The organism is Christensenellaceae bacterium 44-20, assembly GCA_041223705.1.
Classification (GTDB): domain Bacteria; phylum Bacillota; class Clostridia; order Christensenellales; family Christensenellaceae; genus QANA01.
Genome location: JBCLQU010000001.1, coordinates 485786 through 510022 on the forward strand (window position 1 = coordinate 485786; position 24237 = coordinate 510022).

Consider the following 24237-nt stretch of genomic DNA (forward strand, 5'->3'; position numbering starts at 1 on the left):
CTTTCGACATTTTGTCAAACTTTATTCTTAATTATTTTTCTTTCCAGCAGGAGAACCACCTGATACATGAGCGCCGCGGCAACTGCCAGCAGCAATACGCTTGTCATCACCAAATCCATCTTAAAGACCTGCGAGCCATAGACGATGAGATAGCCCACGCCCGCTTTTGAGACGAGAAATTCGCCCATGATGACGCCGACCCAGGAAAGCCCGACGTTGATCTTCAGCGAGTTGATGATCGTGATGAAGTTGGAAGGCAAAACAGCTTTGGTGAAAATCTGAAGCTTATTCGCCCCATAAACCCGCATCAGCTTGATTTTTTCCTCTTCCGTTGCCATAAACCCGTTGAGCACCTCCATAATCGTAACGATGAGGGAGATGGCCAAAGTCATAATGATGATTGCTTTTGGGCCGGCGCCCACCCACACAATAAAAATCGGCCCCAGGGCGACTTTTGGCAAAGCGTTCAAAATGACGAGATAGGGCTCCATCACGCGCGAGAGAAAAGATGACCACCACAGCGCAGTCGCGATCAGCGTTCCGATGATCGTCCCGAGCAAAAAGCCCACGATGGTTTCCAGGCAGGAGATGCCGATGTGTCTTAAAAGATCTCCGTTTTCATATAAGTTTGTCAAAGATTTCAAAATCCGGGAGGGCTGGCTCATGATAAAGGAATCGATCCATCCCAAATTTCCCGCAATCTCCCAAAGGCCAAATAGTGCGGCTAAAATGCCGACGCGCGTTAAGTTTATAAAAAAGCGGCGCCGTTTGGTCTGCCTGAGATAAAGAGCTCTCTCCGGCGAAATAGGCGCGGTCTTCTCCTTTCTATGAAACATGAATATCCAGCTCCTTCCAGATGTGATTGAAATATTTCTGAAATTCGGGGTATTTACGGCATGTTAGGGGAGTGCGAGCCGGCTCTTCAAAGGTAATATCCAGCACTTCTTTGACGCGCGCAGGCCGCCCGCTCAAAATGACCACTTTATCCGAAACGCTGATGCTCTCCGAAATATCGTGCGTTACCATAATGGCAGTCTTCTTCTCGTTTTTGATGATCTGGTAAATATCGTCTGCAACGGCAAGGCGCGTCTGATAATCCAGCGAAGAGAAGGGCTCATCGAGCAAAAGAATCTCCGGGCGGCAGGCAAGCGTGCGAATCAGCGCTGCCCGCTGCCGCATTCCCCCCGACAACTGATCAGGAAATTTGTCTTTAAATTCGTATAATCCATATTCTTTTAAAAGCTTGTCGACGTATGCTATGTTATCAGGCGTTTTCTGGCGCTGAATCTCCAGGCCCAGCAGCACATTTTGATAAACAGTGCGCCAGGAAAACAGCTGATCTTTCTGAAACATGTAGCCAAGCGCCGGGCTGGGTTTTTCTACGATTTGATTCTCTACAAAAACCTGGCCGGAAGTGGGCTTTAAAAGCCCTGCGATAATGGAAAGAAGCGTAGATTTTCCACATCCGCTTGGGCCAACGATGCTCACATATTCCCCGCTGTTTATGGAAAAACTGACATGAGAAAGCGCTTCAATTTCTCCATTTTTAGACTGATATTTCAAGCAAACGTCCGAAACGTTTACAACTTCTTTCATAGGAAAACCTCCTTATGTGGTTTATAATATGGGCAGGATGGCAAAAGTGTGTGAGAGAAATCATGCGCAGCCAAAAAACTGGCCATTGCCCGGGCTTTGTAAATTTGGCAAAAGCGTGGTATAATAAAACAATCATAGTTTTTAGGCAAGGCTGAATGATTCGCATTCTTGCATAGAACAATACTGAAAGGACAGTAAATTTGAAGAATAGACCTATCAACACAACTGAACTGAGTATGCCGGCTCCTGCTGGGGAGAAAAAGCCCCAGAGAAGGCGCGCAGGCAGCAAAACAAGAGACGGCAAAAATCCAGGAACAAAAGCGCAAGCCAGCGCAAAATCTGCGGATACCAAAAGGGCAGCAAAGCCCTCGCATAAGCGTTCTCCAAAGGAGGAGCAGCAAAAGAAGAGCAGAGCACAGGCCGCTTCGGGCGCTGCCCCAAAGCGCACGTCTGCACCCAAAACGGGACGGAGTAAGCATAAAAATGCCGCTTCCGGCGTGAAGATTATCCCGCTCGGCGGAATTGGTGAAGTTGGAAAGAACATGACTGTCATCGAATGGGAGGATAACATCCTCGTGGTCGATTGCGGTCTGGTGTTCCCCAGGCAGGATATGCTGGGCATCGATTATGTGATCCCGGATATCACCTACCTCGAGAAAAACAAGAGCAAAATCAAGGGATTTGTGCTGACGCATGGGCATGAAGACCATATCGGCGCGACGCCCTATGTATTGGATAAATTCAATGTTCCCGTTTATGGGACAAAGCTCACTCTGGCGCTCGTCGAGCTCAAACTTTCTGAGCACGGCGTCAAGCAGAATAACCTGCGGTGCGTGAAGGAAGGGGACAAAGTAAACTGCGGCGTATTCGAGATCGAGTTTATCAAAGTCAGCCACAGCATCGACGATGCCGTCGGCCTGGCGATCAAAACGCCTGCCGGCATGATCGTGCATACCGGCGATTTTAAGGTGGACTATACGCCTACAGACGGTAAAATTATCGATCTGAATAAATTTACCCAGCTGGGAAATGAGGGCGTTTTAGCCCTGCTTTCGGACAGCACCAACGCCGAGCGCCCGGGATATACCATTTCGGAAAAGGCAGTTGGGCAGACTTTTGAGCGCTATTTCTCCGAAGCGAAGGGCCGCATCATCATCGCAACCTTTGCTTCGAATATTCACCGCATTCAGCAGGTCGTGGATGCTGCAAAAAAATTCAACCGCAAGATCTGCCTCACCGGCCGCAGTATGGTGCGCATTCAGAAAGTGGCGACAGAGCTTGGGTATCTGGATATCCCGGAAAAAATGCTGATAGAGATAGACGACATCTCTTCTGTGCGCGATAATAAAATCGTCGTTTTGACGACGGGAAGCCAGGGCGAGCCCATGAGCGGCCTGGTGCGCATGGCCTCCGGCGAGCACGCAAAAATGGAGATCAAGCGCGGAGATACCGTCATCATCTCTTCCACACCGATTCCGGGCAATGAGAAATACGTCTCAGACGTCATCAATCTACTCTATCGGAAGGGTGCGAATGTGATCTATGGCTCCATGGCTCAGGTGCACGTCTCGGGACATGCCTGCCAGGAAGAGCTCAAGCTGATGCTTTCCTTGGTCAAGCCGCAGTACTTCATTCCCGTTCACGGGGAATACCGCCAGATCTATAGCCATGCGGCGCTGGCCGAGAGTATGGGCATCAAAAATAAGAATATTTTCATCTCGGAGATCGGCAAGCCGATTATCCTGCATTCTAAGGGGATAGAGATTGGCGAAAGCGTGCCTTCCGGCATCGTCATGATAGACGGCCTCGGAATTGGCGATGTGGGCAGCGTCGTTTTAAGGGATCGCAAGCTGCTCTCTCTGGATGGTCTGTTCGTCTCCATTGTGGCGATTTCCCGGCAGACGGGAGAGATCGTCTCCGGGCCGGAAATTCTTTCGCGCGGCTTCGTCTATATGAAGGAGGCGGAGAATCTTCTGGATGAGGCCAGAGCCATCGTGCGGGAGACGGTAGAGGATTGCCTCTATGAAGATCGCCTAAGCGACAGCGCCAATATGAAAAACCGCATCCGCAAAGCGCTCAACACGTATCTCTATACGCGCACAAAGCGCAGCCCGATGATTCTGCCGGTCATTCTCGAAATATAAAGGAGGGGCTCTGATGTATATCTATGATAAAGCGCACGAATTGGCTGCGGAAATTAGGCAATCTGCCGAATTTCTCGAATACAAAAGGCTCAAAGACGAAGTGCTGGCAGATGAGACGACAAAAAGCTTAGTTACGCAGTATAAGAGCCTGCAGTTCGAAGGCCAGGCAGCTATCATTGCCGGCCAGCAGCCCAGCGAAGAGCTTTTGGATAAGCTCAAGAAATTGGGCGAAGTTCTGGCGTTCAATGCAAAGGTAACCGAGTATTTTGCCGCCGAGTATAAGTTCAATACCATCGTCTCGGATATTTACAAAATCATCGGCGATGCTTGCGAGCTAAATGATGGGCTGTTTGAAAAGGAATAGCAGATCCAAATAGCGGGGAAACAGTATGGAAAAGAATCGAAACGGGGAAAACTCACAAAACAGGCAGCGCCGTTCCATTCCGGCGGTTGATTTTTCGCAGCAGGAGGAACATCCCAAAAAGAGCAGGGAGATTGCGCCGCCAGCCAGCAGCGCCCTCAAAAATGGTAACGCCCGGCGGCAGCCTGCGCCGAAATTCTCAAATAATAAAATGCTAAAAGCGGTTATGCGCCCTCTCAGCTCTGTTCTGATCGGCCTTTTGGTCGTCGTTTTGGTGTCGCTCATCGGGTTTCGGTATGCCGTGAACCACTACTTCTCGCCGGTAGATGAAAATTCTACGCAGGAAATAGAGGTGATCATCGAACGCAATGAGTCTCTCAGCAAGATTTCGAAAAAACTGGAGGAAGCGGGAGTCATCCGCAATCATACCGCGTTCAAATACTATGTGGATTTTTCGGATATGAGCTCTAAGCTGCTGGCCGGAAAATTTACGCTTTCTCCCAGCATGAGCTTTGACGACATCATCAGCATCCTAAAGCGCCCATCTGCCGCGGCAGATACTACCAGGATGACGTTTGCCGAGGGCATCACCATCGAAGGCTATGGCAAGCTTTTGGAGAAAGAGAATATCCTCAAAAATTCCGAGACATGGAAGGATATTGCAAAGACCGGGCAAGGTTATAATGAGAAATATAGCTTTATCCAGGAAGTGATAGACAAGCAAAACTCCTCGGAAAAGAAGAGAAACTATATTCTGGAAGGATATTTGTTCCCGGATACCTATGAGTTCTATCTCTCCTCCTCCGAGACGCAGATCATCGATCGGCTGATTGCGCAGTTCGACCGCGTATTTACAGAGGAATATCGTGCCCGCGCGCAAGAACTGGGCATGAGCATAGACGACGTGGTAACACTCGCCTCGATCATCGAAAAAGAGGCAAAGACAGACGATTTCAAGAAGGTCTCCGCTGTGTTCCATAACCGGCTGAATTCGGATATGCCTCTGCAATCCTGCGCAACGCACCAGTATTTCATGCCGGTGAAGAAGATCGCATATAACAGCGAAGAACTGCAAGTGGATTCGCCGTATAACACTTATCTATACGGCGGCCTTCCTGCCGGGCCCATCTGCAACCCCGGCAAGGCCGCGATTGAAGCAGCGCTTTACCCGGATGAGGCCTATCTCAACGGCGGCTATCTGTATTTCTGCCTGGGCGATCCGAACACAGGCGAAACTGTTTTCGCACAGACGTATGAAGAGCATCTGAGAAATCAGGCGAAATACAAACCGCTGTGGGATGCTTACGATAAAGAGCACGCTTCCTAGGCAGGAGAGGGTATGAAAAAGAAAGTGGAACTGCTGGCGCCTGCCGGAAATATGGAATGCCTCAAAACTGCGCTTTATTTCGGTGCAGATGCGGTTTACCTGGCAGGGAAGCAATATGGCCTTCGGGCTTTTGCCGCCAATTTTACCCAGGAAGAGCTGGGCGAGGCCGTGCGCCTTGCCCATTCTCTTAAAAAACGGGTTTATCTAACGCTGAATGCGCTTTTCCGCAATCAGGATTTTGAAGGGTTTCCAGATTATCTTTTGCGGATCAAAGAGATGGGCATCGATGCCGTCATTGTATCCGATCCGGGCGTCATGCAATGCTGCCTGGAGGCCGGGCTGGAAGTGCACCTGAGCACGCAGGCCAGCACGCTCAATGCCCAAAGCGCCGCTTTCTGGCATAGGCAGGGCGTCAAACGCATCGTCCTTGCCCGGGAAATAACGCTGGCAGAGGCCGCCGAGATCGCGCAAAATGCGCCGGATGGCCTGGAGCTGGAAGCTTTTATTCACGGTGCCATGTGCATCGCTTATTCCGGGCGCTGCCTGCTTTCCTCTGTTTTGACGGGCCGAAGCGGCAACAAGGGGGAGTGCGCGCAGCCCTGCCGCTGGCGGTATACCATCCATGAGGCTGGGTATCCTGAGGAGTATTTTCCCATTGGGGAAGATGAAAACGGGGCTTATCTGCTCAATTCAAAAGATCTGATGATGATCGAGCATTTGCCCGCGCTCATAGAATCCGGGATCGCCTCGTTTAAAATTGAGGGCCGCATGAAATCTGCCTATTATGTGGGTTGTGTGGTGGGCGCATACCGCAAAGCTATCGATGCCTATCTGGCAGATCCCGAGCATTATGCGCTGGATCAGGCGCTGGTGCAGGAGCTGTATGATTCTGCAACCCGGCGCTTTACGACGGGCTTTTACTTTGGCAACCCGTCAGGGGAAGGGCAGGATATCTCCCGCAGTCCCGTGCCGCGGCGGTATGGTTTTTGCGGCATTGCCCTGGAAAGTTCGCGTGAAGACGGGCTCGTCCTCATCGAACAGCGCAATAAGTTCAGCGTGGGGGATACCATCGATATCCTTTCGCCCAATCTGCCGCCCACACAGTTTACGCTGGAGAAAATATGGGATGAGCAGATGCAGGAGCAGCCTGCCGCGCCGCACCCCCAGCAGCGCATCTATATCGTTTGCCCTGTTCCGCTGGCAAAAGGGGATTTGCTCCGAAGAAAGCTGGACTAACAAATTTCCTAAAATTTCGTCATATAAATAACCAACACTATGGAAGGTTGGTTATTTTTTATGCACATTTTTGAGTTTCTCCGCGAAATTTTCTTCTATTCCGGGTATTTTGGAAGCAACACGAAAAGCTTTCCCAAGCCGCTGGAGCGGGAAGAGGAAAGGAAATATATCGCCCTCTATATGCAGGGGGATGAGCATGCGAGGGAGGTGCTCATCGAGCATAACCTGAGGCTTGTCGCGCATATTGCAAAAAAATTTGCCGCCAGCAATACCTCCAATATTGAGGATTATATCTCCATCGGAACGATTGGGCTCATCAAAGGCGTCAATACCTTTCGCATAGAGAAGGGAAGCCAGCTGGCGACGTATATCGCAAGGTGCATTGAAAACGAAATTTTGATGTATCTGAGAGCGGGCAAAAAAAACTCTGCCGAAGTTTTCCTGGCAGAATCCATCGGGGAGGACAAAGAGGGAAACACGCTTTCGCTCATCGATATTCTCGGCGCAGATGAAAACAGCGTGGATGAACAGGTCGAGATCAAGATGGAGACCGAGAAATTGAAGGGGATTCTGGAAAAGGTGCTGACAAAGCGGGAGCTTTTGGTCATAGAGCTGCGCTATGGCCTTGGCGGCGCGCAGATTTTGCCCCAAAGGGAGATCGCTAAGCGGCTTGGGATCTCCCGCTCCTATGTCTCCCGGATTGAAAAAAAGGCACTGGGAAAGCTGAACCGCGAGCTGAATAAAAAGCGCTGACAGAGGCTGAAAAATATGCTATAATCTTTCTATCAAAAAGAGAGGTCTTAGCATGGATAACACAATCAAAACCCAGATGCTGCAAAAATATAAAGAGGAGTTCTGCGATCTGTTGCGCTCGACCCAGCGCGATGGCATTGAGGACCTCATTGCCTGGCTGGAAAACGAGACGGATTTTTTCATCGCCCCTGCCAGCGCCAAGCGGCACGGCTCTTATGAGGGCGGGCTTCTCATCCACAGCCTGTCTGTCTACCGCATTCTCAATAATTTTGCAAAGAATCTTTCAGGCGTGGAGAAAAACTCTCTGGTGATCGCAGGGCTTTTGCACGATCTCTGCAAGGTAAATTTCTATACAAAGGGCGTCCGCAACGTGAAGATCCCGGGAGAGCGGCGCTGGGAAGAAGTGGAGGTCTACACCATCGAAGATTCTCTGCCTCTGGGGCATGGGGAAAAATCCGTCTACCTGGCCATGAAACATATCCAGCTGACGGGTGAAGAGGCCATGGCAATCCGATGGCATATGGGCGGCTACGACGATGCCGCGCGCGCCTATGCCGGGGGAATGGCGCAGTCCAATGCGTTTGACAAATACCCCATGGCGGCAGCCGTCGCCATCGCGGATATGTATGACACCTATATCATCGATAACCGCTAGCAAAAGCGCCTGGAAAACAGGCGCTTTTGTTTTTTATCAGGAGAAGGAGGCGCCCGCCGGCGGCCCTTTTTTATTTCACGCTTTTTTGCCAAAAGGCATATTGTAAAACAGCATAAAGTGAAAAAGAGGCTATGATGGAAAAGATACTCTCGCTCGATCAACTAAAACTTGGGCAAAGCGCCACGATAAAAAGCCTGGAGATAGAGGGAATAAAGCGAAGACGCCTGCAGGATCTTGGCTTTATCGAAGGAAGCGCCGTGCAGGCAGTTTATGCCAATCCTGCCGGAAATCCCAGAGCATATCTCATTCGCGGAACCATGCTCGCGCTGCGAAACGAGGATGCAAGGCAGATTATGATCAGCTTAAATCAGCAGATAGGAGGCTAGAACATGGGATTAACGCGCAGCTCTATGGGCAGCGCCCTTTTAAACGATGAATTTCAGATAGAAAAAAGAGGCCGGGTAGTGGCTCTGGCCGGCAACCCAAACGTCGGCAAAAGCACCGTGTTCAATGCGCTGACTGGCCTGAAGCAGCATACGGGAAACTGGCCGGGGAAGACAATAGAAAACGCGACTGGCTATTATGAATTTCGAGGAAAGAGCTATACGCTCGTCGATATCCCCGGTACATATTCACTGCTGGCAAACTCCAAAGAAGAGGAAATTGCCCGGGATTTCATCTGCTTTGGCGATCCGGATGTGAGCATCGTCGTCGCAGACGCCACTTGCCTGGAGCGGAACCTCAATCTCGTTCTGCAGACGCTGGAGATCACAGACCGCGTCGTAGTCTGCCTGAACCTGATGGATCAGGCAAACCGAAACGGCATACATATCGATACGAAGAAACTCTCTTCTCTTTTGGGCGTCCCGGTGGTGGAGACAACCGCCCGGGCAGGGAAGGGGCTGAAAACGCTGATGGAGACTGTGGAAGATGTCTGCGCAAACCCAGCGGCATTTAAGGGCTACCAGGTGCGCTACCATGCGCAAATTGAGCGCGCACTGGAGATTTTGCAGCCCAGCCTGGAAAAACTGCTGGGGCAGAAAATGAACGCCCGCTGGATGGCTCTGCGCCTTTTGGAGGGGGAAGAGGTTCTGCTATCCTCTGCGGAAAAAAAGCTCGGCTTTTCTCTTTCGGAGAACCCCGAAATTCAGTCCAGGCTGATGCAGGCAAAGGCAGTGCTGGGGGAGGAGAACTACCGCGACCGCCTGGTGTCGGATATTACGTCAGCTGCGGATTTTATCTATCACTCCTGCGTCCGGGCGGAAAACCGCGGGTACCACGAACGCGACGGCAGAATCGATAGAATCCTGACTTCCAAGCGCACGGGAATTCCCATCATGCTCCTGTTTTTAGCGGGAATTTTATGGCTGACCATCGAAGGAGCGAACTATCCTTCGCAGCTGCTCTCCAATTTGCTTTTTGGGCTGGAAGAAAAACTGCTGGCCTTGTTTGAGGCGATTCATGCGCCCGAGTGGCTCACAGGCGTGATGGTAACAGGTGTTTACCGCACTTTGGCATGGGTGGTTTCGGTGATGCTGCCGCCCATGGCGCTGTTTTTCCCGCTGTTTACCTTGCTGGAGGATTTTGGCTATCTGCCGCGCATCGCCTTTAACCTGGATCACTATTTTAAAAAGGCGCACGCACACGGCAAGCAGGCGCTCACTACCTGCATGGGGTTTGGATGCAATGCCTGCGGCGTCATGGGGTGCCGCATCATCGATTCGCCGAGAGAGCGTCTGATCGCGATTCTGACCAACTGCTTCGTGCCATGCAACGGCAGATTCCCGACGATCACCTCCATCATTGCGATGTTCTTCATCACCGGAGCGATGACCGGCGCGCTGGAATCACTCTATTCCACGCTCATTCTGATGGGCGTCATCCTGCTGGGTATTTTCCTGACGCTGCTCGTCTCGCGCCTGCTTTCCAAAACAGTTCTAAAGGGAATGCCTTCTTCCTTCGTTCTGGAACTGCCGCCCTACCGAAAGCCGCAGTTCGGAAAAGTGCTGGTCCGCTCCCTGTTCGATCGCACGCTGTTTGTGCTGGGGCGCGCCGTAACTGTCGCCATCCCTGCCGGGCTTATCATCTGGTGCATGGCAAATATCGATATCAACGGCATCAGCATTTTGAAATACTGCACAGATTTTCTCGATCCCTTTGGGCGGTTCTTTGGCATGGACGGCGTCATCATCATGGCATTTTTGCTGGGGCTGCCGGCAAACGAGATCGTCATCCCGATCATCGTCATGTGCTACCTTGGGACCGGAAGCCTTTCGGAGTTTGAAAACCTCCAGCAGCTGCGCGTTTTGCTCGTAGAAAACGGCTGGACTTGGCTGACCGCCGTCTGCACGCTCATCTTCACGCTGCTGCATTTCCCCTGCGGGACGACGCTGGCGACGATAAAAAAAGAAACCGGGAGCAAGAAATGGACTGTGCTTTCCTTCCTGCTCCCGACGGCTCTCGGGCTGGCTCTCTGCCTGGCGATTACGAGCATCGCGCGGCTCTTTCATCTGGTATAAAATTTTAATAGCATTTGGAACAAGGCTCTTTTCCCAGCAAAAGAGCCTTTTCTTTTGCGATAGCGCGAATCGTGCTGCTTCTGGCCAGAGCAGAGCACTCGCGCGTGCTGTGATATTTCCCGCCGGAAGGGGAGAGATAGACGATCTCCTCATCGCCAGAAACCGCCTCCGAAGGCCGCGGCGTTTGGGGGAGCGCAAACTGATATTTTGTGTTATTCTTATAGTGTGGCTGGCCGGCATCATAGAGAAGGAAGCCCACCGCAATGGAAAGCGTGCAGAATAAGATGAGGGCCAGCGCAATGAGATCTGAATGTGTGCGTTTCATAGCTCAACACTATCATATTCTCGGAGTGTTGTCGAGAAAAATGTAGAATCATATCAAAAAAAGGAGAAATTAGATGCAAACAAAACAGGGGTTGCTGCAGGAATATATCGATCAAAGCCGCTCTGCTGTATTTTTTGGCGGCGCCGGCGTTTCGACGGAGAGCGGCCTGCCGGATTTCCGCAGCACGGACGGGATCTATCAGATGAAATATCCCTATCCGCCCGAGCAAATTCTCTCCCATGAATTTTTCTTTGCGCACACAGAGGAGTTCTATCAGTTCTATCGGGAGAAGATAGCGATTCCTGACATTTTGCCCAATATCACCCATATCAAATTGGCGCAAATGCAGGCCGCCGGCAAGCTTTCCAGCATTATCACTCAAAATATCGATGGCCTGCACCAAGCCGCCGGCTCGCAAAACGTCTATGAACTGCATGGCAGCATTCATAGAAACCACTGCCTGCGCTGTAAAAGGGCATATGCTCTTGCTGATATTTTGGGACAAGAAGGCGTGCCGCGCTGTGCATGCGGGGGAATCATCAAGCCGGATGTCGTGCTCTATGGCGAAGAGCTGGAGAGCGAGACGCTGAGCGGCGCGGTTCATGCTATCTCCGGCGCAGATCTGCTCATAGTCGGCGGCACTTCGCTCAGCGTCTATCCTGCGGCTGGACTTCTGCGCTATTTTCAGGGCAGGCATTTGGTCCTAATCAACCAAACGGCCACGCCTATGGATGCCCGCGCCGACTTATGTTTTTCCTGCAAACTCGGGGAAATTTTCGGGAGGATTTCGCTATGAAAATTATCATCGCGCCGGACTCTTTTAAAGGATCGCTTTCCGGCCAGCAAGCCGCCGAGGCAATGCGCCAGGCCATCGGAAGGGTATTTCCCAAAGCCGAATGTGTCGTGCTTCCCATTTCGGATGGCGGGGAGGGGGCAGCCCAGGTATTGGCCTCTGCGCTTTCGGGAAGATTTTGCCAAAAGCAGGTCTGCGGCCCATATGAAAAGCGCGTGCAGGCTTCCTATTATCTCGCAGAATCCGGCCTTGGCATTGTGGAGCTGGCAGAGGCGGCCGGGCTGACTTTGGCTGCCCAGGAGGAGCGCTGCCCGCTTTACTCGACGACTTTCGGCGTGGGCGAGCTTCTACTGGATGCTGTCTCCAACGGTGCGGCCCAGCTTTGTCTGACGCTGGGCGGAAGCGCCACCAATGACGGCGGGGCTGGCATCGCAAAAGCGCTGGGCATTCGTCTGCTAAATGGGGAAGGCAAAGAGGTCGAGCCCAATTGTGCAGGGCTGGTGGAGCTTGCGCAGATCGACGCCGCTCCTATGCGGCCGGAATTTTGGGAAATTCCCATCCTCATCGCCTGCGATGTAACAAACCCGCTCTGCGGCCCGGAAGGCGCTTCGCATATCTATGGGCCGCAGAAGGGAGCGGATGCACGCATGGCAGAGCGGATGGATGCCATCTTGGTGCGCTATGAGAGGTTGCTCTCTGCCGCCTCGGGAAAACCGTCAATCGGGGCGCTTCCGGGCAGCGGGGCAGCCGGCGGCGCCGCGCTTCCGCTTCTGGCTTTCTGCAACGCAAAAATTGTCTCGGGAATTGATTTGGTGCTGGATACGCTGGAGTTTGAGCAGCATCTGCAAGGCGCTGACCTGGTGCTGACGGGCGAGGGAAAAATCGACAGCCAAACGAAATATGGAAAAGCAATCGAGGGGATCATATCGCGCGCTCAAAAAAAGCGTGTCCCCGTCTTGGCTTTTGCCGGCATCCTGGAAAAAGAGTTGGAAGCCAGCGGCCGGGATGTCCGCTATGTAGAGATAAACCCGCCTGGCCAGAGCAGGGAAGAGAGTATGCGCTCGGCATTCGAGAATTTGCAGGTAAGCTGCCAAAAAGCGCTGAAAGAGGTTGGAGCATAGCCAATTATCTGGTATAATGGTGAAAAAGAGAGAAGCGAGGATCTTATGGGAAAAGTTGCGTTGATTACCGGCGCCTCCCGCGGCATCGGGTGCCAAATGGCCCGGGATTTCGCGGCGCAGGGGTATGGCGTCGCCATTGGCTATCTGCGGCATGAGCAGGAGGCATTGGCATTGCAGGCAGAGCTTGGCCCCAGTGCACTGGCCGTGCAGGCAGATGTTTCGGATGCAAACGCCGTTGCCGAGATGGTGCAGAAGGTTTGCGCTCATTTCGGAAAGATCGACGTGCTCATCAATAATGCCGGGATCGCTTCATTTGGCCTTTTGACGGAAATTTCCGAGGAAGAGTGGCTGCGCCTGTTCGATGTCAACGTACACGGAGCATACCGCTGTATTCGGGAAGTTCTGCCCAAAATGATTTCCCGCGGGCGGGGCGTGATTATCAATATCTCCTCCATCTGGGGCGTAACTGGAGCTTCCTGCGAGGTATGCTATTCGGCGGCAAAGGCAGCGCTCATCGGGCTGACAAAGGCGCTGGCAAAAGAAGTTGGCCCTTCTGGAATTCGGGTAAACTGCATTGCCCCCGGCGTGATTGAGACGGATATGAACGCCCGCTTATCGGCCGCGGATCTGCATGCTCTGGCAGAGGAGACTCCGCTGGGCCGCATCGGAACGCCGGAAGATATTTCGGCCGCCGCTCTCTTTCTGGCTTCTTCCAAAGCCAGCTTTATTACGGGACAAGTTCTCGGGGCAAACGGCGGGCTTGTGATTTAAAAATAAAAAAGCAATATAATTTTTAAGAGGTGTGATATGCGCGATCGTTATGAAAATCCATTGACAAAACGGTATGCTTCGGCAGAGATGAGCTATCTGTTCTCGGATGAAAAGAAGTTTAAAACATGGCGGAAGCTTTGGATTGCTCTGGCAGAGGCAGAGCACGAGCTGGGCCTTCCCATCTCCCAGGAGCAGGTTGCGGAATTAAAGGCACACGCCGAAGATATCAACTATGAGGTGGCGGAAGAGCGGGAAAAGCAGGTGCGGCATGATGTCATGAGCCATGTCTATGCCTATGGCGTGCAGTGCCCGGGTGCAAAGGGAATCATTCATCTTGGAGCGACGAGCTGCTATGTCGGCGATAATGCAGATCTGATTGTTTTGCGGGAAGGGCTGGAGCTGGTCGAGAAAAAGCTCGCGGCGCTCATCCGCCAGCTCGCTCATTTTGCCATGGAATACCGGCAGATGCCCACGCTCGGCTTTACGCATTTCCAGCCCGCCCAGCTGACGACCGTCGGCAAGCGCGCGACGCTCTGGATTCAGGATCTCGTGATGGATCTGGAAGAGCTGCGGGAAGTCAAAAACAGCATTCGCCTAAGAGGTGTCAAAGGGACGACGGGCACTCAGGCCAGCTTCCTGACGCTCTTTGAGGGCGATCACGCCAAAGTCAAAGAGCTGGAGAAGTGCGTGGCGGAAAAAATGGGCTACCAAAGCGTCTATGCCGTAACCGGGCAGACCTATCCGCGCAAAGTGGACGCGCGGGTCGTCAATGTTTTGGCCAATATCGCCAGCAGCGCCTATAAATTCAGCAACGACCTGCGTCTGCTTCAGAACCTGAAAGAGATGGAGGAGCCCTTTGAATCCAAGCAGATTGGCTCTTCTGCCATGGCGTATAAGAGAAATCCCATGCGTTCCGAGCGAATGGGCTCCCTGGCGCGCTATGTCATCTCCCTGATGAACAGCCCGGAGATTACCGCTTCTACGCAGTGGTTTGAGCGCACGCTGGACGATTCGGCAAACAAGCGTCTGGTCATCCCGCAGGCTTTCCTCACGGTAGACGCGGTTTTAGCCCTTTATTTGAACATTACCTCCGGCATGGTGGTCTATCCGAAGGTCATCCACAAGCATATTATGGACGAACTGCCCTTTATGGCAACCGAAACCATCCTGATGGAGGCGGTAAAGCTGGGCGGGGATCGCCAGGAGCTGCATGAAAAAATCCGCACATACTCTATGGAGGCCGGGAAAAACGTCAAGGTAAACGGCGGGCAGAATAACCTCATCGAGCTCATCGAGGCGGATAAGAGCTTTGGGCTTTCCAGGGAGTATATCCATTCCATCCTCGATCCCAAAAACTTCATCGGCCGGGCGGATAAGCAGGTGGAAGATTTCTGCGACGAAGTCGTCGTCCCAGCGTTAAAGGGCTATGAAGATTTGAATGTGCAGGCGGAGATCAACGTCTGATGAGTGCTTATCCCTGCCTGGAATTTGATTTACCAAAGCTGCGGCACAATCTGCTTGAGCTTTCAAAGCGGTGCAATGCGGCTGGCATCCGGCTGGCCGGCGCCGTAAAAGGAGTGCAGTCGCAGCCAACGCTGGTGCGGGAATACCTGCCGTATTGCGATCAGCTGGCGCTCTCCAGGCTGAGCCAGGCGAAAATGCTCAGGCAGGCCGGGATTACCGCCGATTTTCTCATGCTGCGGCTGCCTATGCCCAGCGAGATCCCCGATCTCGTCGCGCTGGCGCAGTATAGCCTGAACAGCCAGTTTCGCGTTATTCAGCAAATAGAAGAGGAATGTGCACGGCAAAACAAGCGGCATAAGGTCATCCTCATGGCAGATGAGGGGGATCTGCGCGAAGGATACTGGGATAAATCCCAGCTCACCCAGGACGCTGTCCGCATTGAGCGGCAGATGCACGCCGTCTCCCTGGCCGGCGTCGGCGTCAATCTTGGATGCTATGGCTCGGTTCTGCCTTCCAGGGAAAATTTAGGAGATCTGGTGCAGATAGCCCGCGAAATCGAGCAGCGCATCGGCCGGAAGCTGGAAATCGTCTCTGGCGGCGCCACCACTTCTCTGCATCTGATGCTGACCGGCGCAATGCCCGAGGGGATCAATCATCTGCGGGTGGGAGAGGCCATCATGAACGCGCGGGATCTGCACGACCGCCGGGGAATGAACACGGATTTTCTCGACCCCCATGTCGTAACCCTAAAGGCCGAGGTGGTAGAAGTCTTTTCAAAGCCCAGCCATCCGGTGGGCGAGATCGATTTAGATGCCTTTGGCCATAAGCGCGCCTACCTGGACCGCGGCATTCGCCGCCGGGCGCTGCTGGCCCTGGGCCGCCAGGATCTTGGCTATCTGGAGGATCTGCGGCCCCGGCTGCCTGGCATTCAGATATTGGGCGGGAGCAGCGATCATCTGATTTTGGATATCGAGGATTCTCAGGAAGAATGGTACCCCGGAAAAATTGTCTGCTTTGATCTCGACTACGGAACGCTCATGTTTGCCACAAACTCTTCGGATGTTTCCATCCGTTATCTTGAATAAAGCGGGAAAAAGACGCATAATGCGTCTTTTCCTTTGTTTTATGGGAAATTTATGCTATAATCCTCTCGTTAGGAGTTTAAAAATGAGTATCATTACAGCCAATCACCTTGGGAAATCTTTTGGAGTTGATACAATTTTAGAAGATATCTCGTTTCATATAGATCCCGGCGATAAGATCGCGCTGCTCGGCGTCAACGGAGCAGGGAAGACGACATTGTTCCGCATTTTGACGGGAGAACTTTCTGCCGACAGCGGAGAGCTCTTTTTGTCTAAAAAACTGCGGACGGCCTATATGCAGCAGCATGCGGAATACAGCTCCTCGCAGACGGTATACGGCGCAACGCTGGAGGTCTTTTCTTCCCTCCAAAAAAAGGAGCAGCAGCTGGAGCAGCTTCAGGAAAAGCTTGAGCAGGGGGCCAGCGAGGAGGAAATCGCCAGATATACCGCACTGCATGAGGCATACCTGGAAGAGGGCGGAATGACCTATCAGGGCCGCGCGCGTTCGACGCTGCTTGGGCTTGGCTTTTTGCCGGAAGAACTGGATTTGCCGCTTTCCGCAGTCAGCGGAGGGCAGAGAACGCGGGTACTGCTCGCCAAAATGCTGCTGGAAGAGCCGGATATTTTGCTTCTGGATGAGCCCACCAACCACCTGGATCTGCGGGCTACTGAGTGGCTGGAAGAGTTTTTGGCGGCATATAAGGGGACGGTGTTTGTCATCTCGCACGACCGCTTTTTCATCGACCGCTTTGTGAACCGTGTCTTTGAGCTGGAGCACCATCGCCTTGTCTGCTACCGCGGAAACTATTCGGATTTTTCCAAGGTAAAGGCAGAGCGCCGGCTGGCGGAAGAGCGGGAGTATCAGAAACAGACCAAAGAGATCAAGAGAATCGAGGGCATCATCGCCCAGCAAAAGACGTTCAGCCAGGAGCGGAACTATATTACCATCCGCAGCAAGCAGAAAGTCATCGATCGGATTGAGAAAAAGCTCGTCCGGCCGGAAGACGGCCCGGCAGGCATTCATTTTTCCATCAGCGCGGCGCGGCAGTCGGGCAGGGATGTTTTGCATGCCGAAGAACTCTGCCTTGGCTTCGGGGAGCGCCAGCTCTTTTCCAAAGTCGATTTAGATTTGAAAAAAGGGGAGCGGGCTTTCCTGGTCGGGGATAATGGCACAGGCAAGACGACGCTTTTCCGCGTTTTATTGGGCGAAATTGCGCCGGATCAGGGGAAAATTCAGTTTGGGACGAATGTCCACATCGGCTACTACGATCAGGCACAGGTCAACCTGGATCCCGAAATGAGCATCATAGAGGCAGTCATCGAGCGATGCGAGGATTTGAGCGTCACCTCCATCCGCACAGCTCTGGGCGCTTTTCTGTTTCACGGGGACGATATTGAAAAAAAGATTGGCACACTCTCGGGCGGAGAGCGCGCCCGGGTTGCGCTCTGCATTCTGATGCTCTCCAAGGCAAACCTGTTATTTTTGGATGAGCCCACCAACCACCTGGATATCGCATCCAAAGAAGCGCTGGAGGATGCCCTGCTCGGCTACGACGGAACGCTGCTCGTCGTCTCGCACGACCGCTATTTTATCCGCAAGCTGGCGACAAAAGTCTGGGAGCTGGAAAACCAGAAGATCACATGCTATGCCGGCGGCTATCAATATTATCTGGAAGAGCGCGAGAAAAGAGGGAGCGCTTTGCCAGAGGCAGCGCCTGCCAAAAAAGAAAAGAGCGAGAATCCTTTCGCTAAAAAAAGAGAGCAGGAATCCGCTTTGCGCAAGCTGAAAGCGAAAGTTGTGCGTCTGGAAAAAGCCATCGAGGAAACCGAAGAGGAAGCTGCCCGCTGCAAAGAGCAGATCGCCCAACCGGATTTTGCTTCGGATTATCAGGCATTGATGGAGGCGACAGAGCACCTGCACATTCTGGAAGAAAAACTGCAAGGTTTTTATGCAGAATGGGAAGAATATTCTAGCGCTTTAGAATAAACGAAGGATTTTTTGAAAAATGCCGAAAATAGATAGAGAAATTTTGCGAATTTTAAGGTATAATTTTAAGGACGAGCGTCTGCTCGAGATGGCGCTCACACATTCTTCCCTTGCCCTTGAGGCGGGATATAGCTATGAAAGGCTGGAATTTTTGGGGGACGCCGTGCTGGAGCTGCTGGTCAGCCAGTATCTTTACCGCAAATATCCCCAGGAGGATGAGGGAAAGCTGACGCACCGCCGGGCATCCATCGTCTGCGAGGAAGCTCTTTCAGCCTGGGTGCGCGGTGAAAAATTGCAGGGCTATATCCGGTTTGGGCGCAGCGAGGAACATTCCGGCGGCAGAGAAAAGAACTCCATTCTTTGCGATGTCTGCGAATCCATATTGGGCGCCGTTTATCTGGATGGCGGGCTGGAGGCGGCAAACGCCATGGTCTGCCGGATCATCGCCTTTGCAGAGGGCAATTTCTCTGCCCAGCAAAGCAAGGACTATAAGACAGAACTGCAGACTCTCCTGCAAAAAGATGGGGAGGTCTCGCTGGAATATGAGGTTTTGCAGACGGAAGGGCCGCCGCACGATACGACTTTTTTTGTGCAGCTATCTATCGATGGCAAAGCCTGTTCAAAGGGAAAAGGAAAATCTAAAAAGCGCGCCGAGCAGGAAGCGGCAAAGGCGGCTTTAGAAAATTTAAGCAAAGAGGAGAAATAGGGAAATGCTAGATTTTTCAGAGGTTAAGAGGGTCGATCCAGAGCTCTATGATTCCATGGAAAAAGAGCTGAACCGCCAGAGGGGGAACATCGAGCTGATCGCGTCCGAGAATATCGTCTCAAAGGCCGTGTTGCAGGCCATGGGCTCGCATTTGACGAACAAATATGCCGAGGGCTATCCGGGCAAACGCTATTACGGCGGCTGCGAGTTTGTCGATGTTACGGAAAACCTGGCGAGAGAGCGTGCCAAAAAGCTGTTTGGTGCAGAGCATGCCAACGTTCAGCCGCATTCGGGCGCGCAGGCCAATACTGCCGTCTATTTTGCGATGCTGGAGCCCGGCGATACCATTCTCGGCATGAGCTTGGCGCATGGCGGGCATCTGACGCATGGCAGCCCCGTGAATATTTCGGGCAAATACTTCCGCGTCGTCCCTTACGGCGTGGATAACGAGACCGAGATGATCAACTACGATGCCCTGGAAGAGCTTGCCCTCAAAGAAAAGCCCAGGATGATCGTGGCAGGCGCCAGCGCATATCCCAGAGCCATCGATTTCGAGCGGTTTTCTCAAATTGCAAAGAAAGTCGGCGCATATCTCATGGTAGATATGGCGCATATCGCCGGCCTGGTCGCCGCAGGGCTGCACCAGAACCCGGTGCCCTATGCCGATTTTGTAACGACGACAACGCATAAAACACTGCGCGGCCCAAGAGGCGGTCTCATTCTCTGCAAGGAAGAGTATGCAAAGCAAATCGATAAGGCAATCTTCCCAGGGACCCAGGGCGGCCCGCTGATGCATGTCATCGCTTCCAAGGCAGTCAGTTTCCAGGAGGCGCTGAGCGATGAGTTTAAGCAATATCAGCAGCAGATCGTCAAAAACGCCGCGGCGCTGGCAGACCAGCTGAAGAAAAACGGATTCCGCCTGGTATCCGGCGGAACGGATAATCACCTGATGCTGGTAGATGTCTATGAGAAGGGCATTACGGGAAAAGACGCTGAAAAGCTGCTGGATTTGGCGCATATTACCGTCAATAAAAACACGATTCCCAATGAAACGCTCAGTCCGTTTATCGCCAGCGGCATCCGCGTGGGCACGCCAGCCGTTACCTCCCGCGGCTTCAAGGAAGAGCAGTGCCGCCAGATCGCCGATCTGATGCACCGCCTGCTGACGGCAGAGGATCGCGATGCGGCTGTGCGTGAAGTATCTGCAAAGGTTGCGGAGCTCTGCAAGCAATTCCCAATTTACGAATAGTATTAGAAAAAAGAGCTGCCAATGGCGGCTCTTTTCTTTATTATTAAAAGAGAAAACAAAAAATCGGAGTAAGACTTACTCCGATTTTTTTGGTGCGATCGATGGGACTTGAACCCATATGGTCTCCCACACGCCCCTCAAACGTGCGCGTCTGCCTATTCCGCCACGATCGCATTCTGCGGGCAACAAACAGAATTATATCCGTTTTACAAAAAAAAGTCAAGTATCTTTTGGCCGCATGGAAAGAAAACGCGCGAAATAGGGGAAGGGAGGCTCTATCCCGCGCATGTTTCAGCCGGCCTGCTCCTGCAAAATCAAGGAAAGCTGCCGGAAGATCTGGGAGGCCAGTTCCTGATCCTCTTTTGGAAGGGCAATCAAGGCCTTGAGCTGAATTGCAATATTGCGCACAATCTCCTCTGGATTTTCCGAAACAAGAGTCGTCTGCACATTCGAAAACAGCGATTCAAATTCCATACCCAATCCACTGAAAATTTTTCCCAGCGTTTTGATAGTGGGATTGCCCCGTCCATGTTCAATATCACGCAGCAAGGAAACGCTCAGGTCAATCTGAGCAGCCAGTTCCTCTTGCGAAAGCTGCAACTCCTGCCGGCGGCGCCTAATTTTACTGCCCAGGCTATTTTCTATCTTCATGTTTGGACCTCTTTTTACATTTTTTACCTTTTATTCTATATGATATGTAAAAAACTGGAAATAATCAAGAGAATTTTTGTGAAAAATTGTGGGGGAGAATAAAAAAATGCCGCAGAGCTGTTTGCGGCATTTTTCATCTATAGCCCGAGGTTTTTCCGGAATTTCTGAATCATCCACCAATGCCCAAGAATTTCAATTCCATCCGAGATGAGGAACACGCCGAGTATGACGCTGATGGCGACCATTGTAATAATGGGTTTGATGAGCGCCAAAATTCCAAAGAGGACGAGCAGAATCCCGATGATCAGCAAAACATACCACTGGCGATCGAGTTTCTTTGCCAGAACGGCATGGTAGATGGCCGCTGCGCCCTTTGAAATGACCCAGAGGCTCATCAAGCCCAAAAAGAGATTCGCAATCAAAGAGGAAGTGGGGTAGATGATGAGCAAAACGCCGAGAATGACATCCAAAATGCCATCCAGCAAAATTCCCTTTGCGCCAAACAGCTCTTCCTTCTGAGTGAAATAGGTGGCCAGGGAAAAAGCGCCGGAAAATAAAGCGGCAAGCCCAAGCAGGGAAGCGATGTTTAGTAAAGTCTGCGCGGGATGCAGCAAAACATAAACGCCGCACGCGATGAGCAAAATTCCCGAGACGAGCCATAAAATTCTTAAACATGTTTTCATTTTATTCATCCCTTTCGATCTGTTTTCTGCTAAACTTCATTATAGAGACAACCCAAAGCGTTGTCATCTTTTAGCAATATACAGCCGAAGATAGTTTGCCGGTTATTCGACATAATTATGCAAACATTTTATTATCTTTACATCTTTTTGGGCTTGGCTTATACTAAGCAAAAGGAGAGAAAGCATGAATTTACATTATCGGCCGGGAATGCGCTCGATTAAAACGGTCATCGCCGTTTTCTTTACGCTTGTCATCTGCTTTTGCCTAAAACGCATGCAGACCATCACAGTCGCGGCCATTTCTGCCATCGTCTGTATGCGGCAAAACAACCAGGAGACGCTGCGTTTTAGCCTCATGCGGCTTTTGGGCACAGCCCTGGGCGGCCTGATTGGCTTTGCCGCCGCATTTTCCAGCGAATATATCCCCTACTACAGCCAGGGAATTTTCCTCGCGGTTGTGCCGCTCTTTCTGATTTTCGATCTTTATTTATGCAACGTCTTTCATCTTCAGCAGGCCAGCACGATTTCCTGCACGGTGGTATTATTGGTCGCCCTGAATTTCGGGCGGACGCAGCAGGATGCCGTGTTTTACGCGCTTAACCGCGCCATCGATACTTTAATCGGCGCGGGCGTCTCTCTTCTGGTGGATCTGGCCATCGCGCCGGCCAAGGCCAAGCAGGCAGAGGAAGAAACAGAGGAAAAATATGAGGTATCCTGAGATTGTGCCCGGAACTTTTATACGCAGAGAAAACCGCTTTATTGGAATCTGCCTAATCCACGGAAAGAGCGAGCGGGTTCACATCCGCAATACCGGCCGATGCGCAGAGCTGTTTGTGCCGGGGGCATCGGTATTTTTGCAGTATGCGCCATCGCCGCAGAAAAAAACCGCCTATACGCTCATCGCGCTGTATAAAGAGAATCGCCTAATTAACCTGGATTCTCTGGCGCCAAATAAGCTTGTGCTGGAATATTTGGAGCAGGGCAATCTGCTCCCAGGCATGGCGGCCGCGGCAGAGGATTTGCGTGGGGAGGTGCGCTATGGCGCTTCCCGCCTGGACGGCGCATTTACCGTCGCCGGCCAGAAGGCATATCTGGAGATCAAAGGGGTTACGCTGGAACGGGACGGCGCCGCCTATTTCCCGGATGCGCCAACCGACCGGGGCATCCGGCATATTTTCGAGCTCTGCAAGGCGCGCAGGGAAGGCGCTTTGGCCTATCTCGTTTTTGTCATTCAAATGCGGGATGTATCTTTTTTTGCGCCTAACTACGCCACGCACCCTGCTTTTGCCCAAGCGCTTCAGGAGGCTCAGCGCGCCGGTGTTGCGATTTTAGCTTATGACTGCCGCGTCCAGCCGGAATGCCTTGAGCTCGGTGCGCCCGTGCCCGTAAAAATAGAAGATCGGAGCAGTGAAAAATGGAGACAGTAAAAGTCGGGCCGGTAACGGTCTCGCAGCTCAACGACTATCTAAAGCAAAAACTGGAGGCCGATGAGGCTTTGCGCATGGTTTGCGTGGAAGGGGAGATCTCCAATTTCACCGCGCATACTTCCGGCCATCTGTATTTTTCTCTCAAAGATAAAGAGGCATCCATTAAGGCGGTCATGTTCCGCGGATACCGGCAAAAGCTTTCCTTCCTGCCCAAAAATGGCATGAAAGTGGTGATTGTGGGCGATATCTCGTTTTATCCAAAGGCTGGGGCAGTTCAGCTCTATGCGCAGCATATGTTCCCCTCTGGCGTGGGCGAGATTTACACCGATTTTGAGGCTCTGAAAGCCAAACTTTCGGCAGAAGGCCTATTCGATGCGGCGCATAAAAAGCGCATTCCCAAATACCCGGAAAAAATAGGGATCATCACCTCGCCGACAGGGGCGGCGATTCAGGATATCAGAAATGTGCTGCGGCGGCGCTATCCTCTGGCTTTGCAGCGCTTGTGCCCTGTAACTGTGCAGGGAGCTGCCGCGCCTCTGGAGATGATCCGCGCTCTTGGGCAGTTAAATGAGGAAGGAGAGTGCGACGTTATCCTGCTGGCCCGGGGAGGCGGTTCGGGCGAAGATTTATTCGTCTTTAATGATGAAGGGCTTGCCCGGGCAATTTACGCCTCCAAAATCCCTGTCATTACCGGAATCGGGCACGAGATCGACTATACGATTGCAGATTTCGTCGCAGATCTTCGCGCACCCACCCCTTCCGCAGCCGCAGAGCTCGCCGTGCCTGATCAAAAAGACCTGATGCTTTCGCTGGATCATCTGGGGGAATCCATGAAAAGCCTGATGCTTGAAAAGATGCGCTCGGCGCGGGATATCGTAAAAGGCCTGAAAATGCAAAGTGCCCAGCAGTTTCGGATGCAGGTAGAGCGGGTAAGCCAAAAGGCGGCATCGCTCTCTGGGCTTTTGCATCAGCAGATGAATGCGCTTTTGCAAAGCAAGCAGGCAAACCTGGAAAAAAATGCGGTATATCTGGCGGCAAGAAATCCGCTCTCCCGCTTTGGCGGAGGCTTCGTATATGCAGAAGCGGAAGGAGTGCCGCTGGAAAACATAGAGCAGCTGCAAATCGGCCAAGAGCTATTGATTCAGACCAAAGACGGGCGCGCTTTTGCGCAGGTGCAAAGCATAGAAAAAGGAGCAGAACAATGAAATTTGAAGAGAATCTACAGCGTTTAGAACAGATCGCGCAGGAGCTGGCGGAAAAGACCTTGCCTTTGGAGGACGCGCTCTCGCTTTATCAGGAAGGGCTGGAACTAATAAAGCAGAGCAGCAAAGCGCTGGAAGATGCGGAAAAACTGGTGGAAAATCAGCAGGAATCTGCCAAAATTTAG

General features: G+C 52.2%; 26 protein-coding genes and 1 tRNA gene. 20 read left to right on the forward strand and 7 right to left on the reverse strand.

The features are described 5' to 3' along the window. Positions 1-14: 14 nt before the first annotated feature. From AALG83_02595 to AALG83_02605, 3 genes are read right to left on the reverse strand one after another with little or no spacing between them, the layout of a single operon-like run. Positions 15-836 carry an ABC transporter permease gene (locus tag AALG83_02595; GenBank protein ID MEY8382047.1) on the reverse strand — a complete coding sequence of 274 codons (822 nt, stop codon included), beginning with the start codon at positions 834-836 and terminating at the stop codon, positions 15-17. Further along, positions 826-1596 carry an ABC transporter ATP-binding protein gene (locus tag AALG83_02600; protein MEY8382048.1) on the reverse strand — a complete coding sequence of 257 codons (771 nt, stop codon included), beginning with the start codon at positions 1594-1596 and terminating at the stop codon, positions 826-828. Before AALG83_02600 ends, AALG83_02595 begins: the two co-directional genes overlap by 11 nt. Next, positions 1547-2056: a hypothetical protein gene (locus AALG83_02605; GenBank protein ID MEY8382049.1), complete on the reverse strand. Its 510-nt coding sequence runs from the start codon at positions 2054-2056 to the stop codon at positions 1547-1549. The genes AALG83_02600 and AALG83_02605 overlap by 50 nt, the downstream gene beginning before the upstream one ends. Positions 2057-2093: 37 nt before the next feature. Here AALG83_02605 and AALG83_02610 point away from each other — a divergent pair, with 37 nt between their 5' ends. The 8 genes from AALG83_02610 (at position 2094) to feoB (ending at position 10591) form a co-directional block, all read left to right on the forward strand. After that, positions 2094-3740, forward strand: coding sequence for a ribonuclease J (locus AALG83_02610; protein ID MEY8382050.1), 1647 nt, complete (start codon positions 2094-2096; stop codon positions 3738-3740). A gap of 13 nt (positions 3741-3753) precedes the next feature. Next, positions 3754-4104: a YlbF family regulator gene (locus AALG83_02615; GenBank protein MEY8382051.1), complete on the forward strand. Its 351-nt coding sequence runs from the start codon at positions 3754-3756 to the stop codon at positions 4102-4104. A 223-nt stretch (positions 4105-4327) separates the two neighbouring features. After that, positions 4328-5428, forward strand: coding sequence for an endolytic transglycosylase MltG (mltG, locus tag AALG83_02620; protein MEY8382052.1), 1101 nt, complete (start codon positions 4328-4330; stop codon positions 5426-5428). 12 nt (positions 5429-5440) lie between these two features. Continuing rightward, positions 5441-6664 carry a U32 family peptidase gene (locus tag AALG83_02625; GenBank protein ID MEY8382053.1) on the forward strand — a complete coding sequence of 408 codons (1224 nt, stop codon included), beginning with the start codon at positions 5441-5443 and terminating at the stop codon, positions 6662-6664. A gap of 60 nt (positions 6665-6724) precedes the next feature. Then, positions 6725-7417, forward strand: a complete 693-nt coding sequence (gene sigK, locus AALG83_02630) for an RNA polymerase sporulation sigma factor SigK (GenBank protein MEY8382054.1) — start codon at positions 6725-6727, stop codon at positions 7415-7417. A gap of 52 nt (positions 7418-7469) precedes the next feature. Further along, a complete protein-coding gene (locus AALG83_02635; GenBank protein MEY8382055.1) occupies positions 7470-8072 on the forward strand; it encodes an HD domain-containing protein in 603 nt (200 codons plus the stop codon). 131 nt (positions 8073-8203) lie between these two features. After that, complete coding sequence (locus AALG83_02640) at positions 8204-8458, forward strand: FeoA family protein (protein ID MEY8382056.1); 255 nt, start codon at positions 8204-8206, stop codon at positions 8456-8458. A gap of 3 nt (positions 8459-8461) precedes the next feature. Next, positions 8462-10591 carry a ferrous iron transport protein B gene (feoB, locus tag AALG83_02645; GenBank protein ID MEY8382057.1) on the forward strand — a complete coding sequence of 710 codons (2130 nt, stop codon included), beginning with the start codon at positions 8462-8464 and terminating at the stop codon, positions 10589-10591. A gap of 4 nt (positions 10592-10595) precedes the next feature. On the opposite strand, the gene AALG83_02650 is transcribed toward feoB, so the two are convergent. Beyond that, on the reverse strand, positions 10596-10916 hold the full coding sequence (locus AALG83_02650; GenBank protein ID MEY8382058.1) for a hypothetical protein: 321 nt from the start codon (positions 10914-10916) through the stop codon (positions 10596-10598). Positions 10917-10989: 73 nt separating this feature from the next. On the opposite strand from AALG83_02650, the gene AALG83_02655 reads away from it, so the two are divergent. From AALG83_02655 to glyA, 8 genes are all read left to right on the forward strand, one after another. Beyond that, entirely contained in the window at positions 10990-11712 is a 723-nt protein-coding gene (locus tag AALG83_02655) for an NAD-dependent protein deacylase (GenBank protein ID MEY8382059.1), read from the forward strand. Continuing rightward, positions 11709-12830 carry a glycerate kinase gene (locus AALG83_02660; GenBank protein ID MEY8382060.1) on the forward strand — a complete coding sequence of 374 codons (1122 nt, stop codon included), beginning with the start codon at positions 11709-11711 and terminating at the stop codon, positions 12828-12830. Before AALG83_02655 ends, AALG83_02660 begins: the two co-directional genes overlap by 4 nt. Positions 12831-12875: 45 nt before the next feature. Further along, the gene (locus tag AALG83_02665; GenBank protein MEY8382061.1) at positions 12876-13601 is read left to right on the forward strand and encodes an SDR family oxidoreductase; all 726 of its coding nucleotides are present in this window, start codon (positions 12876-12878) and stop codon (positions 13599-13601) included. Positions 13602-13637: 36 nt separating this feature from the next. Then, on the forward strand, positions 13638-15065 hold the full coding sequence (purB, locus tag AALG83_02670) for an adenylosuccinate lyase (protein ID MEY8382062.1): 1428 nt from the start codon (positions 13638-13640) through the stop codon (positions 15063-15065). Further along, positions 15065-16150, forward strand: coding sequence for an alanine racemase (locus AALG83_02675; protein ID MEY8382063.1), 1086 nt, complete (start codon positions 15065-15067; stop codon positions 16148-16150). Before purB ends, AALG83_02675 begins: the two co-directional genes overlap by 1 nt. Before the next feature lie 82 nt (positions 16151-16232). Further along, on the forward strand, positions 16233-18134 hold the full coding sequence (locus AALG83_02680; protein MEY8382064.1) for an ATP-binding cassette domain-containing protein: 1902 nt from the start codon (positions 16233-16235) through the stop codon (positions 18132-18134). A gap of 43 nt (positions 18135-18177) precedes the next feature. Then, complete coding sequence (gene rnc, locus AALG83_02685) at positions 18178-18840, forward strand: ribonuclease III (GenBank protein MEY8382065.1); 663 nt, start codon at positions 18178-18180, stop codon at positions 18838-18840. Between the two features lie 4 nt (positions 18841-18844). Further along, positions 18845-20089 (forward strand): serine hydroxymethyltransferase, encoded by a 1245-nt coding sequence (gene glyA, locus AALG83_02690; GenBank protein MEY8382066.1) that lies wholly within the window; start codon positions 18845-18847, stop codon positions 20087-20089. Between the two features lie 90 nt (positions 20090-20179). Here glyA and AALG83_02695 read toward each other — a convergent pair. From AALG83_02695 to AALG83_02705, 3 genes are all read right to left on the reverse strand, one after another. Next, positions 20180-20262, reverse strand: a tRNA-Leu gene (locus AALG83_02695). Between the two features lie 118 nt (positions 20263-20380). Continuing rightward, positions 20381-20740, reverse strand: a complete 360-nt coding sequence (locus AALG83_02700; protein ID MEY8382067.1) for a helix-turn-helix transcriptional regulator — start codon at positions 20738-20740, stop codon at positions 20381-20383. Positions 20741-20877: 137 nt separating this feature from the next. Then, positions 20878-21423: a DUF308 domain-containing protein gene (locus AALG83_02705; GenBank protein MEY8382068.1), complete on the reverse strand. Its 546-nt coding sequence runs from the start codon at positions 21421-21423 to the stop codon at positions 20878-20880. Between the two features lie 184 nt (positions 21424-21607). Between AALG83_02705 and AALG83_02710 the strand changes: the two genes are divergently transcribed. Genes AALG83_02710 through xseB form a run of 4 tightly spaced genes read left to right on the forward strand, consistent with a single transcriptional unit; the run spans position 21608 to position 24237 of the window. After that, positions 21608-22141, forward strand: a complete 534-nt coding sequence (locus tag AALG83_02710; protein ID MEY8382069.1) for an aromatic acid exporter family protein — start codon at positions 21608-21610, stop codon at positions 22139-22141. Then, entirely contained in the window at positions 22128-22850 is a 723-nt protein-coding gene (sfsA, locus tag AALG83_02715) for a DNA/RNA nuclease SfsA (protein ID MEY8382070.1), read from the forward strand. Before AALG83_02710 ends, sfsA begins: the two co-directional genes overlap by 14 nt. Next, positions 22838-24055, forward strand: coding sequence for an exodeoxyribonuclease VII large subunit (gene xseA / locus AALG83_02720; GenBank protein MEY8382071.1), 1218 nt, complete (start codon positions 22838-22840; stop codon positions 24053-24055). Before sfsA ends, xseA begins: the two co-directional genes overlap by 13 nt. Then, positions 24052-24237, forward strand: a complete 186-nt coding sequence (gene xseB / locus AALG83_02725) for an exodeoxyribonuclease VII small subunit (protein ID MEY8382072.1) — start codon at positions 24052-24054, stop codon at positions 24235-24237. Before xseA ends, xseB begins: the two co-directional genes overlap by 4 nt.

Coding starts and splice junctions, on each gene's coding strand:
- AALG83_02710 (MEY8382069.1), top strand. CDS start 21,608: ATGAATTTACATTATCGGCCGGGAATGCGCTCGATTAAAACGGTCATC.
- sigK (MEY8382054.1), top strand. CDS start 6,725: ATGCACATTTTTGAGTTTCTCCGCGAAATTTTCTTCTATTCCGGGTAT.
- glyA (MEY8382066.1), top strand. CDS start 18,845: ATGCTAGATTTTTCAGAGGTTAAGAGGGTCGATCCAGAGCTCTATGAT.
- AALG83_02600 (MEY8382048.1), bottom strand. CDS start 1,596: ATGAAAGAAGTTGTAAACGTTTCGGACGTTTGCTTGAAATATCAGTCT.
- AALG83_02655 (MEY8382059.1), top strand. CDS start 10,990: ATGCAAACAAAACAGGGGTTGCTGCAGGAATATATCGATCAAAGCCGC.
- AALG83_02680 (MEY8382064.1), top strand. CDS start 16,233: ATGAGTATCATTACAGCCAATCACCTTGGGAAATCTTTTGGAGTTGAT.
- xseA (MEY8382071.1), top strand. CDS start 22,838: ATGGAGACAGTAAAAGTCGGGCCGGTAACGGTCTCGCAGCTCAACGAC.
- AALG83_02640 (MEY8382056.1), top strand. CDS start 8,204: ATGATGGAAAAGATACTCTCGCTCGATCAACTAAAACTTGGGCAAAGC.
- AALG83_02660 (MEY8382060.1), top strand. CDS start 11,709: ATGAAAATTATCATCGCGCCGGACTCTTTTAAAGGATCGCTTTCCGGC.
- AALG83_02700 (MEY8382067.1), bottom strand. CDS start 20,740: ATGAAGATAGAAAATAGCCTGGGCAGTAAAATTAGGCGCCGCCGGCAG.
- xseB (MEY8382072.1), top strand. CDS start 24,052: ATGAAATTTGAAGAGAATCTACAGCGTTTAGAACAGATCGCGCAGGAG.
- AALG83_02650 (MEY8382058.1), bottom strand. CDS start 10,916: ATGAAACGCACACATTCAGATCTCATTGCGCTGGCCCTCATCTTATTC.
- AALG83_02635 (MEY8382055.1), top strand. CDS start 7,470: ATGGATAACACAATCAAAACCCAGATGCTGCAAAAATATAAAGAGGAG.
- AALG83_02675 (MEY8382063.1), top strand. CDS start 15,065: ATGAGTGCTTATCCCTGCCTGGAATTTGATTTACCAAAGCTGCGGCAC.
- AALG83_02705 (MEY8382068.1), bottom strand. CDS start 21,423: ATGAAAACATGTTTAAGAATTTTATGGCTCGTCTCGGGAATTTTGCTC.
- mltG (MEY8382052.1), top strand. CDS start 4,328: ATGCGCCCTCTCAGCTCTGTTCTGATCGGCCTTTTGGTCGTCGTTTTG.
- sfsA (MEY8382070.1), top strand. CDS start 22,128: ATGAGGTATCCTGAGATTGTGCCCGGAACTTTTATACGCAGAGAAAAC.
- feoB (MEY8382057.1), top strand. CDS start 8,462: ATGGGATTAACGCGCAGCTCTATGGGCAGCGCCCTTTTAAACGATGAA.
- AALG83_02625 (MEY8382053.1), top strand. CDS start 5,441: ATGAAAAAGAAAGTGGAACTGCTGGCGCCTGCCGGAAATATGGAATGC.
- AALG83_02595 (MEY8382047.1), bottom strand. CDS start 836: ATGTTTCATAGAAAGGAGAAGACCGCGCCTATTTCGCCGGAGAGAGCT.
- purB (MEY8382062.1), top strand. CDS start 13,638: ATGCGCGATCGTTATGAAAATCCATTGACAAAACGGTATGCTTCGGCA.
- AALG83_02665 (MEY8382061.1), top strand. CDS start 12,876: ATGGGAAAAGTTGCGTTGATTACCGGCGCCTCCCGCGGCATCGGGTGC.
- AALG83_02615 (MEY8382051.1), top strand. CDS start 3,754: ATGTATATCTATGATAAAGCGCACGAATTGGCTGCGGAAATTAGGCAA.